This window comes from Pedobacter sp. KBW01 (assembly GCF_003852395.1).
Taxonomy (GTDB): domain Bacteria; phylum Bacteroidota; class Bacteroidia; order Sphingobacteriales; family Sphingobacteriaceae; genus Pedobacter.
Window position 1 is genome coordinate 158,575 of sequence record NZ_QAJQ01000006.1, and the last position, 13,130, is coordinate 171,704.

Below are 13,130 nucleotides of genomic sequence, written 5' to 3' on the forward strand. Positions count from 1 at the left end.
GTATTTATTGCGTTATTTTTCCTGTTGATTTTAATAAGGTATAGTAAGCCAAACCTGCGTCCGCTTTTGCTATCTCCAAGTTTATTTTTGCCTGATATAATAAGGTTTCAGCATCGATACGATCGGTAACTGATGCGACATTGTTTTTATACTTCGAGGCCAGTAATTTGTCGTTTTCTGTTGCCTGTGAAATTGAGGTTTCTAAGACCTGAATTTTATTTACAGCAACCTGATAGCTTTGGAAATTTTTATTGATATCGGTTTTTACCTGATCTGATAAAATATCTTTCTGAATGCTAATGGCATTTTGCTGGATTTTAGCCTCACTTACTTTGTTTTTGTTCGTCCATAGGTTACCAATGTTCCACGAAACGGTAGCACCTAAAGTAATTGGCATTAAATACTGGTTTGTTGGTGGAATAAAATTACCACTAGGGTTAATATAGTAAAGGTTTGCGCCTACACCTACGGTAGGTAAAGTATTGGCCCTAATGGTTTTGATATTAAAACCGGCAACTTTGTTTTGTACATCGAGTTGTTTTAACTCCTGGCGGTTGGCCATGGCTAAACCGATATACTCGTTAAGCGAACCTGCTGCTTTTAAACCAGCACTCGGATCGGTAATCTTAACTTCCGTATCTTCCGGTAAACCCAAAAGAATATCTAAGTTGTAATTAATTACCTTGCGGTTGCTTTCGATATCCATTTGCGTAAGCGTAACATTGGCCTGCTGCAACTGAAAACGCAATACATCATTTTTGGTTACAATGCCTTGCTCGAAGAAACGTTGTGCCTGCTTAATCTGGGCTGCAATAGCTTCTAAATTCTGATCGACTACTTTTCTGCTCTGCAAAACTTTATACAAAGCATAGTAAGTATTAATTACGGCGTAGGTAATTTCCTCTTTGCTTTTATCGGCATCTAAACGGGCTACATCGGCCAGGAGTTTGGTCGATTCTTTGGCGTATTTTAATTTACCACCACCATAAACCAGTTCCTGTACGGCTGCAGTTCCTACAAAGGCATCGGCCCTTTTAGGGAGGTGAAACGAAGATTCGCTGCCCGGTAAGGTAAAAGTAGTGGTTGGGATTTCGGCGTGATTGTACATAAAGCTGGCATTAGCTGTAGGTAAAACATTATCTTTTACCACAGCCAGTTGTGCAACCGCCTCATCAATTTTGTTCTGCGAGAGTTTTAAATTTTTACTATTGGCTATGCCAAGTTCTATTGCCTGATTGATATTTAATTCCTTGCTGCCTTGTGCAAATAAAGCGGCAGGAACTAATGATGCCACAAGCATTAATTTTATTGGTTTGGGTATCATCTTTTCGTTGTTAAATAAACTGTTGTAAGGTCTTGCAAGTGGGTTATGGCCCGCTCTTTAATCATTTTTTTATCTTTCGGATTATTTAAATCGAAGTTAGAGCAGGATAGAATTTTATTAGGTGCGATTACAACATTGGAAATCGTTCCCATAATGGTAGCAATGATCATCCGCACATCAACATCCTTATTAAAAGAACCATCCTCAATCCCATCGGTAATAATGCGATCAATTAGCTGCATGTTCTGACTCATGGCATCTTTAATCTTATCGTACATTTCGGGTCTTTGCGTTAAAGAAAGCTCTCTGTGCATCATTTTATGGAATGCAGTATTGTTCAGGATCCGGTTTACATAACCTTCAATAACTTTATGAAGTTTTTCAATTGCTGATATCTTATCCTCGTTGATGATTTTTAACTGAGATGCAAAACCAGCAATGCGCTCGTTCATGATCTCTACAAAAACGCCCTCTTTCGAACCGAAATAATAATTTATCATGGCCATATTTGCTCCAGATTCTTTTGCAATCTGGCGGGTAGAAGTTCCTTCATATCCGGTTTCGCAAAACAGCTTTTCCGCTGCTTCCAAAATGGCTTGTCTTTTATCTACTTTTTCTGTTTTCATTTTCTTTTTGACGATGCAAAATTAATCAAACGATTGATTAATTTCCAAATGTTTAGGCACTTCTTTTACATTATCTTGATAAAACCCTAATTTTAAATGTAATAATCCTCCTTAAAGTATGAAAAATAAACTCCTCGCTACTATAATGACATTAAGTGCCTGCCTTATTTTATATGCTTTTAATGCGAATAAGCATCAGAATGAAGAAAGTTGGATCAGGATAAATTTGCTTGGCTACACAACCGAAAGCATTAAAGTAGCTGTATGGGTAAGTAAAACAGATCACATACCCAATCGTTTCGAAATCTTAGAAAAAGAAACCAAAGCTGTTGTATATTCCTCTACCAACATTAAAAGTTTTGGCAACTACGGGCCTTTCAAACAAACTGCCCGGTTAAACTTTAGCGATTTTAAAAGAAATGGTAGATTTTATATTCGTGCAGGTGGAGCTACTTCGCCACTGCTGTTAATTAATAATAATGTTTACAAAGGTACTGCTGATTTCTGTTTACGCTATATGCGGCAGCAACGCAGTGGCTTTAATCCGTATTTAAAGGATAGCTGCCACACACATGATGGTTTTGTGCTTTACGGCAACAAGGCAGGAATTAAAGACAGTATCCATTTCGATGCCTCGGGCGGCTGGCACGATGCCAGCGACTATCTGCAATATGCTACCACGTCAGCAAATGCAACTTACCACCTCTTAATGGCTTACCGTGATTTCCCTCAGGTTTTTGGTGATACCCAACAGGCTAATGGGTTGGGTGGAAAAAATGGGAAGGCCGATGTTTTAGATGAAGCCAAATGGGGACTGGACTGGCTCCTAAAAATGCATCCGAAGCAGAACATCATGTTTAATCAGCTGGCCGATGACCGCGATCATATCAGCATGCGTATTCCTAAAGAAGATAATCAGTATGGCAAAGGTTTTGAACGTCCGCTATATTTTATAACCGGCGAGCCACAACAGCGCGGTAAACTGATGAACAACACCACCGGTACCAGTTCTACAGCAGCTAAATTTACCAGTGCTTTTAACCTAGGCGCTCTATTGTTTAAAAATGTAGATCAGCAATATGCCCAAACACTAGCTAAAAAAGCCCAAAGTGCCTATCGCTATGCTTTGCTTAAACCAGGTGTAACTCAAACCGTTTCGGTAAAATCGCCTTACATATATGCCGAAAACAATTGGGTTGATGATATGGAGCTCGCCGAAGCTTCATTTAACTTTGGTAAAGAAAAACCCGACAAGAAAAAGGTTACACTTGCCTTAAAATATGCTCAACGAGAAACCGTTACACCCTGGCTGCAGAAAGATACTGCAGCACATTACCAGTACTATCCTTTTATCAATTTGGGTCATTACGAAGTGGCTAAACAGGGCGAGCATACAACCACAGCCTACTATAAAACAGGCATAGAGGCGGTATGGAAACGCGCAAAAAACAATGCGTTCTCCCGTGGCATTCCTTTTATCTGGTGCAGCAACAACTTAACGCTTGCTTTTACGATGCAATGTAACTGGTATGAGGCATTAAGTGGCGATGATACCTTTGCCGAACTGGCACAAGCCAACTTCGACTGGATTTTTGGCTGCAATCCCTGGGGCACCAGCATGGTTTACGGCCTGCCGCAATGGGGTGATACGCCAACCGATCCACATTCGGCCTTTACCCATTTGAAAAAATATCCGATTGACGGTGGATTAGTTGACGGTCCTGTTTACACCAACATATACAAGGGGCTAATTGGCATTAAATTAAACGAAGCAGATGAATACGCTGATTTTCAAAGTGATTTGGCAGTTTACCATGATGATTATGGCGATTACAGCACGAACGAACCAACAATGGACGGCACGGCATCGTTGGTTTATCTACTCGCCTCTAAAGAAGCCCAGGCAACCTTAACAGATCATAAAACCAAAAGCCTGGGTGCTATTATCCGTGGCGATTCTACGCAAAAGAAAATCCATTTGGTTTTTACCGGTGATGAATTTGTGGATGGCGGAGAAAAAATCAGGACAGTACTGGCACAGGAAGGGGTAAAAGCATCATTCTTTTTAACCGGAAATTTTTACAGGAACAAAAATTTCAGCGCTTTAATTAAAGGGCTCAAAAAAGATGGTCATTATTTGGGGCCGCATTCAGATAAACACCTGTTATACTGCGATTGGGGCAAACGTGATAGTTTGCTGGTTACACAAGCCACTTTTGTAAACGATCTAAAAGCCAATTATACTGCTATGGAGGCTTTTGGCATCACCAAACAAGCAGCAACGTATTTTTTACCTCCATACGAGTGGTATAACCAAGTCATTTCCAATTGGACAAATGAGCAGGGTTTGCAACTGGTTAATTTTACGCCCGGAACGCGCTCGAACGCCGACTACACCTACCCGCAAATGGGAAAAAATTATAAAACCAGTACCGAAATATATCAATCAATAACCACTTTTGACGAGACAAAGCCAAATGGTTTAAACGGATTTATTTTGTTGTTACACATTGGCACTGATGCCCGAAGAACGGACAAATTTTACAGCCGTTTACCCGAACTCATTGGCTATTTAAAAAACAAGGGTTATAAATTAGACCGAATTGATAATTAATTAGAATATTGGTGCTAATCACAAATTAAAATTTAAAATAAATATTAACTTTGCCTCCAAATAATAAAAAACATGAGTGTACAAGAGAACAGCAGCAATAATTTTAACTGGTTATATTATGCTTTAGGTTTATTCTTCGGAGTTTTAACTGGGGCAATTATTACACATAACTACATTTTCGCTTTATTAGGTGGTGTTTTAGGTTTGTTAACAGCAGGCTTATTTTTAAACGCTATCGTTAAAGGTAGAAAATACTAATTCATTTTATTTACGTATAAGCCCTAAAGTGTCGATGCACTTATAGGTTACGCCTTAATTCACAGCAGATGAAACATATATTCATTGTTGTTTTCGCTCTTATATGCTTTAGTTCAAAGGCTCAGCAGGCCACAGAAGTAAAATTCCCTGTTGCAGACTCTAGTCCGGCAGATATTGTATATTTTCCATTAAATGCACCAAAGGCAAAAGCCGGCGATTTAACTAAACCGGTAATTAAGGTTGTTTATTCCCGTCCACAGAAAAAAGGACGCGATATTTTTGGTGTTTTAGAGCAGTACGGAACAGTTTGGCGTTTTGGCGCCAACGAAAGCACAGAGATCCGTTTCTTTAAAAAAGTAAACATAGGCGGAAAGAAAATCAAAGCAGGCACTTATAGCTTATTTGCAATTCCTAATAAGGATACCTGGACCATTATTATTAATAGTGAAACAGATAAATGGGGAGCATTTAGCTACAACCAGGCTAAAGATATCGTGCGGGTAAATGTTCCGGTTAAAACTTTGGCTAAACCAATAGAATATTTCTCTTTAACATTTATCCCAGCAACCGAAGGTGCAACTCTGATTGCCGGTTGGGATAAAACACAAATAGAATTGCCGATAAACTTTTAAGATCAGCATAACTTAAATAAAAAAGGCCCGGTATATTTTACACCAGGCCTTTTCTATTTAACATAAAACCAAAATTTAAACCAGTTTTTTAGCCTGGCTTTCGCTCGTAACGAAAACTTTGTATACCTGAGTAATTTTCCACTCTCCTTCTTTATTTTTCTCTATTATTACAAAGTTCTGTTGTGCACCATCAAACAGCTCGTAATTTACATCTACACGGGCAATAACTAATGCATCTGTTTCAGAAACGATGGTAGAGCTGATGTTACAGTCTTTTTGTATTACACCTTCATCTTTTTTCATTTGAGCCAGAACCTCACTTGCTTTGTGCTTTATCACCCTCACATCCCTGTTCGATGTAAATACAGCATCCTCACTTAAAACAGCTTTCAATTTCTTGTAATCAGAATTCATATAGCTATCCATAAAGTAATTAATAACCGATTTATGACTTGCAGTAGGTTTTTCTGCTGCTAAAACATTATTTGTGATTGTAATACCTAGTAATAGAATCACCAAAGCTTTTAGTTTCATAACTATCTGTGTTTTTTTATTAAAGATCGGCTACAAAGCAGAATAATAATGTGCCGATAACACCATAATTATCAGGTAACTAAAATGTGATAAAAGCAAAAAAGGTTATGTTTTATCCTGAACAAATCATTTCAAAATACAACATAACCTTTTTAAAAATCATTACGGATTTTGTTGTCCCGCCAAACCAGAATTGGCTTCCATTTCGGCTCTCGGAATTAAGAACTGCCATTTAACATCGCCAGCAGGAATAGATAGTGTACCTGCAACAGAAGCCGACACATAATTAGGGACTACTGTACGGTCTAAAGGAAGATTTAGACGTTTTAAATCTAACCACCTGTGCCCCTCACCCCAAAGTTCTACTCTTCGATTGAAAAGGATTTCATCAACTAGAGCCTGCCCTGTATTTGCCGAGATTACTGCCGCCGGATCGCGTTGCTTAACCAAGTTTAACAGCACAGTTCTGGCCAAAGCCTCACTTCCCATGGTTTTAGCATAAGCCTCGGCTAAGATCAAATACATTTCAGAGGTACGCATTAATGGAACATCACCCAAAGATGGGCCACCCACCTCTTTAACCGAAAATTTACGACTCATGTAAGGTTGGCGGGCAAAGTTTGTAGCAGGAAGCGGGAAGTTCGCCGTAGTTGGAGCAGGTTCCCACATCTTTTTACGCACATCTGTTGCCGATATCTGGTTGTAAAGTGCAGAATTAATCCTTTTTGGATTTCCGCGCATAAAGCTTGTGTTTGCGTTATAAGCTATTTGAGCAAAATACGATCCGAATGTATCTCCTTGATCTAATGTTGGCATAGAGGCCCAGATAAACTCACCTAATGTCGCATTATTAAAGCCTGCTTGGTAATCAGTAACGGATAATAGCGGATATTGGTTGGCATCTACAATATCTTTAGCATATTTAATTGCATTTGGATAATCTTGCATTACTAAAGCGACCCTAGCTCTAACCCCTTTAGCAACGGTAACACCTGCATGGCTTTTATTAGAAGCCACAGCATTAAGCGAAATGGCTGTTTCCAAATCCTTAACAATAGCTGAATAAACCGTTTCTACACTTTCGCGAGGCTTATTGGTATCGGTTGAGGCCAATAAAAGCGGCACGCCTAACTGGTTATTTGGTTTGGCATTGGCATCATATCTTTTACCAAATAGCTGTACCAAACCAAAATAGGCATAGGCTCTTAAAGTTAGCGCTTCAGCTTTCACGGTGTTTTTATCAACAGCTGCACCTGAGGCCTGATCAATATTGTCGATGATGTAATTCACATTTCCGATAATACGGTAATATGTTCGGTACATATACGTTAACATGGTACTGTTATCGGTGCGCGGACTAATCCACGATCCCCCATCAGAAGTATACCAGTTTGAAGAAGAGATACCGATATCTTCGCCCATAAAATCCATGTACAACATAATACCACCTACACCAGGCTTATTTTGCTGAGCATTATCTGGCACAGTGGTAGAACGCTCAAACATGTACCTGTAAACACCGTTTAAAGCATTTTTTGCATTTGCAGCAGAGGTAAACAGCGCCGAATTATCAACCTGATCGGTCGGTTTTGTATCGAGATAGTCTTTTTTGCAGGCGGTAATGCTTAACAGAGTCAATCCTGCAAAAAGTAAATATTTTTTATATTTCATGATAGTAACAATTAAAGTGAAACATTGATTCCGAAGCTAATCATCCGCGAAGGCACATAATTAGTTGTATTTACGCCTGTAAACGACTCAGTTGGATCCATTCCTTTTCGCTTAGATATTAAACCAAGATTTTCGCCTGCGGCAAAAACCCTAACACTGCTCAATGTTGCGCCTTTAATCCAACGTTGCGGCAAAGTATATGATAAGTTTACATTACGGAAAGCAATATAAGAGGCATCTATTAACCAGCGGCTTGAAGTACCGTTAAACTGGGTAGAGCGGCCAATATCCAAACGTGGGATATCGGTAACCTGGCCTGGTGTCATCCATGAGTTTAACACATCAGTATGTAAAGCTGAACCATAGGTGGTAGACATTAACGACTGATAATTTGAATCGTAGAATTTGCCTCCAATCTGGTAACTGATTAAGAACGATAGCCCAAAGTTTTTATAGTTAAAAGTGTTGGTTACCGATCCATATAAATCAGGAATTGCTGATCCCGAGTAATCAGAACGCGCATTATTGATATTGGTTGTTAAAACACGTCCGTTAACGGTACGGAGATCCGTTGTAACACCTGCGTTCGGTTCAAATAAGGCAGAACCATCTGTAGGGTCTACCCCTGCCCACTGGCGCAGGTAGTAAGCATAAATATCTCTTCCCACCTCAAGCCTTTTTGTACCACTGGTTACAGTAGGCGTTTCAGCCGGCATTTTGGTTATTTTGTTTTTTAACCACGACCAGTTACTCAATAAATTCCAGTTGAAATTTTCTGATCTTAAGATATCTCCGCTTAGCTGTAAATCGATTCCAGTATTGTACATTGAGCCAATATTACGGCGAATAGAAGTAATGGGATCTGATAATGGTTGCGGCACTGCAAACAGTAGGTTTGATGAGCCACGTTTAAAATACTCTATCTCACCTTTCAATCTATTATTGAACAAGCTAAAGGCTATACCTGTGTTAAATGTATTTACCGATTCCCATTTCAAATCTGGTGTCGCAGCTGTTGCCAATAGTAAACCTGGCTCACTACCATTATTCCATCCCAACTCGTAAAAGGCCTGGTAATTGTAATAAAGGCTGTTGTGTTCAACAAGGGTAGCATCAATTAAATTATCGTTACCTACTTCGCCGTATGAAGCTTTTAAACGCAAATCGTTAATCCACTTCACTTCGTTCATGAAGTCTTCTTTATTGATAGCCCACGATGCTCCTGCAGAGAAGAACGTTCCCCACCTTGATTGTTTTGATAAACGTGAGGTTCCATCGCGACGGATCGAGGCATCAACAAAGTATTTATCCATATAACTGTAGCCTGCTTTACCAAAATAAGATTCTACCCGATAAGTATCTTTATAACCACCGGCATCGCTTGGCGTCACAAAATTTGGAAACTCAGTATTACCATCTAAAATTTGGCTCTGTTTGGTTGCACTTAATCTGCGCCAGTCGTAATCATAATTTTCATGTCCCACCAAAGCATTTACGCTATGTTTGCCAAATGTTTTGCTGTAAGATAAAACCTGGTTGAATGTATAACTCTGTGTTGGTGTACTCCGTTTAGTAGATGAACCACCAACGGTGCTTCCATCTCCAACAATCGAATTTCTATACTCGGTACTGTAAGCATTAATAAAATCAATACTGATAGTAGGCTTAAAAGTAAAATCTTTTAGAAATTTAATTTCAGCGTATGCCCTGCCATTTAATGCGAGCCTACGGCTTAGTACATCATTCAGCATCGTTTCATAAATTACGTTCCTGCCAGCTGATGCACCTTGCGGCCTGTTAACAGCTCCCGGATGTCCTCCATAGTCGTACCATTGTTCTCCAGTGGTCGTTAAAATGGGATTGCCACTTGCATCATATGCGTGTACAGGATAAATAGGCCCAATACCACGGGCAAAGTTGAAAACATTAACAAATGCAGTTGCGCTACCTGTTGATGCATCTTGTGCAAGGTTTCCGTTCGATAAACTACCGGCAAGATTTATCCCTGTTTTTAACCACGGTCTTAACTGGGTGTTTGCGTTAATCCGTGCATTAAATCTTTCAAAATCTGTTTTAATCAAATAACCATTATCTTTCAAGTAATTCATCGAGAAATAATAGTCTGTTTTTTCTCCTTTAGCGCTTGAGTTAACATTGAATTCGGTTCTTTTACCAACTCGTGAGGCCTGCTTATACCAGTCGAAGTCGCTGTAAAGCAGCTGTGCATTAGGGTTTAACTTTCCGTCTACACCTACAATTTGATTGTTTGGTACATTAAAAGGATTGTAAACCAATTGTCCTTGTATGGTATTGGTAGCTTGTGTTGCCGCGGCCGATTCACTTATTCCGGTTCCGCTTGAAGGGTATACCAAACTGTTTTTTAGGGCCTGCCACATTAATGGATAATAGTCTAAAGCACCAATTCTATCATACTCAGGAATACCTCTTTTAGAAAAACCCTGGCTATAGGTAGCATTTAATGTTGGGGTAGTCGATTTACCTTTTTTTGTGGTAATGATTACTACACCGTTGGCAGCCCTCGAACCGTAAAGTGCCGACGAAGATGCATCTTTCAATAATGAAATGCTTTCAATATCGTTGGCATTAATGTCGCCCAACTCACCGTCGTATACCGAACCATCCAATACAAAAAGCGGACTATTAGATGCCGAAATGGAACCAAAACCACGAATACGGATGGCTGAACTGCTCCCTGGCTGTCCGTTTCCTGAAGTGGTTACCACACCTGGTGCAACGCCTGCCAGTACATTGGTAACATTAGTGATAATCCGATTGTCGAGCTGTTTAGCGCTCATAGTTGCAACGGAGCCTGTAATGGCTTCCTTTTTACTTGTACCATAGGCTACGACAATTACATCCTGCAGGTTTTTACTCGATGAGGCCAAGCGAATCGTTAAGGTTTCGCCTGTTATTTTAACCTCTTGTTCGGTGTAACCAACGTAGCTTAGAATTAAAGCTTGTGCATTTTGCGGCGCAGACATGGAGAAAGTACCCTGGCCTGTGGTTTGGGTTACCTGGGTCGTTCCTTTTATTTTTATCGATACGCCTGGCAATGGCAAGCCATCGTCTGCATCAACCACCTTGCCGGTTATGGTCTTATTTTGCGCAAGGGCATTAAAATAAGACAAAACCGTCACCATTAAAATCAATAGTAATTTTTGTTTCATGTTAGGAAATAAATAGTTAGTAATTAATTAGTTCTTCAGTTTATGGCAGAGATGCACGAAACCAAATCAATGAACAATGTAGGCACTTGAGGAATCCGAAAATGTGTGAAAATCACCATTTTAGCCTTTTTTATAGCGTGATAAATGCAAAAAAGCAAACTCCAATCCTGGCAGTTTGCTTTTTTAATCATTATTAACCTAAACAGGAAAAAACTTCTACAAATTGTCCTGCAAGAGCTTCAAAAATAGTTTCATCTGTATATACAAAATATGCAGATATCACTATTTGTATTTTAATTCAACCTACTCTTTTTATACTTTAAAGGAGTGATATTGAATGTATGTTTAAATAACCTGATGAATGAACTTGGGCATTCGAACCCAACCAAACCCACAATTTCATTCAGAGAATAAGAAGTGGTTTGTAATAGTTTTTTAGCGCGGTTTAGCCTCAGCTGCATTAAAAACTGATATGGGCTAATTTCATACGCTTCTTTAAAAGTGCGCAATAAATGGTTAACTGATAAACAGGCCTGTTCTGCAATTTGCTCCAGTGTAATGTTCTGGTTGTAATTGCTGCTGATATATTCTTTGGCAAGTGTTAACCTTTTTAAAACCTCTTGTCTTGTCTTTGTTTTAATAAAGCTTAGCTTGTCTAATTTTTGGATAACCTCTTTATCGTAAATTTTATAATAATTTAAAAGGCAGTGATATAGATACTCATTAATGAGCATTTCATCTTTTAAACCTTTATCCAGCTGGCTTTTAAGATGCAGTACATTGAAGCGCATATCGCCCATAAAAGGATATAAAGACTCCATAAACTCCGGCATTTGGCTGGTATCCTTTCCATCCAACAGGTTTTCATCGCTGCAAGAAAAGCTACGGTGAAAATCCGTTATAAAATTTTCACCAAAAGAAACGGCAAATGTATTTACCGGACTAATAGAATCTATTTTGCTGCTAAAATTGCTTCCTGCATTAACCACAGCAAAAGTATCGGGGTAAATATTGAATTTACGTTTATTGATTTCGCAGGTTTCGGCACCGCTAAAAACAAATTTAATGGTGTACGCATCGTTTTGCTGTTCGTACAAGGCTTCGCAAGTGCTTTCACTTACAATCTTGTTCCTGTTGCTTAATTCTTTTACGTATCTCATGGCTTAATCCTCATTGTAGTTACGTTGCTCCAAAATGGTAAATTCGTTACCATACGGATCAGAAAACTCGACACTTAAACCTTCGCTCAGATAAGCCGGTGCTTTTTTAAACACCACACCGCGCGATTTTAGCCTGCAATAATCTTCCAGGCAATCATCACTGCTTAATACTATTTTACGTGTCTGATTTTGGTGTTTTTCTTCCGAAAGAAAGAGATGGGTATCCTGATCGACTTTTACCAGCAGCCCTTTTTCCTTTGCAGAAATCATGGTGGCCTCGGTAAGCATTCCTAAACAATTGGCATAGTAGCTTTCTGCATCGTTTAGTTGCTTAACTTGCACATAAAAAGATTTTGCAGATTGGCCCATTACCTTGTTTAATTGTATGATGTAAAATTAAACTGAAATTGGACCGAAAGGATCACCCAAAAAGGGTGATTTTAGCATTATTTTTTACCGAAAATGTGTTATTGATTAAATAAACCGCTTTTCTTTCGCCGTTTTAATCGCGTCTGATTTTGAATTTACATCCAGTTTGATATAAATATTTTTAACATGACTCCGCACGGTTTCCTGATCAATGAAAAGATCGTTGGCAATTTGTGATTTGGTTTGTCCGTTAGCAATTCTGTCTAAAATCTCTGTTTCGCGTTTGGTTAAGGGCGAATCGAGGTTTTTTTGGAAGGAATGCATTACTATCCTGGCTACATTGGTGCTCATGGCTCCACCACCGGTACTTACTTCCCTAACTGCATCTATAATTTTTGCTGCACTCGAGTTTTTAGTTAGATAGCCCCCCGCTCCCATAGTTAATGCTTCGAAAACGAGCTCAGGCGAATCGAAAACCGTAAGGATAATTATGTGCGTGTGTGGAAGGGCTTTTTTAATAAATGGCAACGCCTGTAATCCGTTTGTGCCCGGCATCTGGATATCCAGTAAGATCACATCGGGCTGATCGGCTACCAGTTGTTTTTTGGCTAAATCGTAAGAGGCGTAAGAATTTACAACAGAAAATTCAGGCACATCGGTTAATAAAGATTCGTAACCCATTCTTATAATGTCGTCATCTTCAATTAAAACGATTCGTAAATTTTGGCTCATTTTGGATGGTTTTTATGATTAG

11 protein-coding genes are annotated in these 13,130 nt (G+C 39.2%); 3 read left to right on the forward strand and 8 right to left on the reverse strand.

Going from position 1 to position 13,130, the window contains the following annotated elements:
- Nucleotides 1-4: 4 nt before the first annotated feature.
- Together DBR40_RS06435 and DBR40_RS06440 are read right to left on the reverse strand one after the other, a co-directional pair.
- Nucleotides 5-1,324, reverse strand: a complete 1,320-nt coding sequence (locus DBR40_RS06435; protein ID WP_124558924.1) for a TolC family protein — start codon at nt 1,322-1,324, stop codon at nt 5-7.
- Nucleotides 1,321-1,950 carry a TetR/AcrR family transcriptional regulator gene (locus DBR40_RS06440; RefSeq protein ID WP_124558925.1) on the reverse strand — a complete coding sequence of 210 codons (630 nt, stop codon included), beginning with the start codon at nt 1,948-1,950 and terminating at the stop codon, nt 1,321-1,323. The genes DBR40_RS06435 and DBR40_RS06440 overlap by 4 nt, the downstream gene beginning before the upstream one ends.
- Before the next feature lie 118 nt (nt 1,951-2,068).
- On the opposite strand from DBR40_RS06440, the gene DBR40_RS06445 reads away from it, so the two are divergent.
- From DBR40_RS06445 to DBR40_RS06455, 3 genes are all read left to right on the forward strand, one after another.
- Nucleotides 2,069-4,564 carry a glycoside hydrolase family 9 protein gene (locus tag DBR40_RS06445; RefSeq protein WP_124558926.1) on the forward strand — a complete coding sequence of 832 codons (2,496 nt, stop codon included), beginning with the start codon at nt 2,069-2,071 and terminating at the stop codon, nt 4,562-4,564.
- A 72-nt stretch (nt 4,565-4,636) separates the two neighbouring features.
- Nucleotides 4,637-4,822, forward strand: a complete 186-nt coding sequence (locus DBR40_RS06450) for a hypothetical protein (RefSeq protein ID WP_124558927.1) — start codon at nt 4,637-4,639, stop codon at nt 4,820-4,822.
- Between the two features lie 68 nt (nt 4,823-4,890).
- Nucleotides 4,891-5,454: a DUF2911 domain-containing protein gene (locus DBR40_RS06455; protein WP_124558928.1), complete on the forward strand. Its 564-nt coding sequence runs from the start codon at nt 4,891-4,893 to the stop codon at nt 5,452-5,454.
- 75 nt (nt 5,455-5,529) lie between these two features.
- On the opposite strand, the gene DBR40_RS06460 is transcribed toward DBR40_RS06455, so the two are convergent.
- From DBR40_RS06460 to DBR40_RS06485, 6 genes are all read right to left on the reverse strand, one after another.
- On the reverse strand, nt 5,530-5,988 hold the full coding sequence (locus DBR40_RS06460; RefSeq protein ID WP_124558929.1) for a nuclear transport factor 2 family protein: 459 nt from the start codon (nt 5,986-5,988) through the stop codon (nt 5,530-5,532).
- Between the two features lie 162 nt (nt 5,989-6,150).
- Nucleotides 6,151-7,659, reverse strand: a complete 1,509-nt coding sequence (locus tag DBR40_RS06465) for a RagB/SusD family nutrient uptake outer membrane protein (RefSeq protein WP_124558930.1) — start codon at nt 7,657-7,659, stop codon at nt 6,151-6,153.
- Nucleotides 7,660-7,670: 11 nt separating this feature from the next.
- Entirely contained in the window at nt 7,671-10,847 is a 3,177-nt protein-coding gene (locus DBR40_RS06470) for a SusC/RagA family TonB-linked outer membrane protein (protein WP_124558931.1), read from the reverse strand.
- 293 nt (nt 10,848-11,140) lie between these two features.
- Nucleotides 11,141-12,007: a helix-turn-helix transcriptional regulator gene (locus DBR40_RS06475; protein WP_124558932.1), complete on the reverse strand. Its 867-nt coding sequence runs from the start codon at nt 12,005-12,007 to the stop codon at nt 11,141-11,143.
- Between the two features lie 3 nt (nt 12,008-12,010).
- Nucleotides 12,011-12,349 (reverse strand): VOC family protein, encoded by a 339-nt coding sequence (locus DBR40_RS06480; RefSeq protein ID WP_124558933.1) that lies wholly within the window; start codon nt 12,347-12,349, stop codon nt 12,011-12,013.
- 132 nt (nt 12,350-12,481) lie between these two features.
- Nucleotides 12,482-13,108 carry a response regulator transcription factor gene (locus tag DBR40_RS06485; protein ID WP_124558934.1) on the reverse strand — a complete coding sequence of 209 codons (627 nt, stop codon included), beginning with the start codon at nt 13,106-13,108 and terminating at the stop codon, nt 12,482-12,484.
- Between the last annotated feature and the right edge of the window lie 22 nt (nt 13,109-13,130).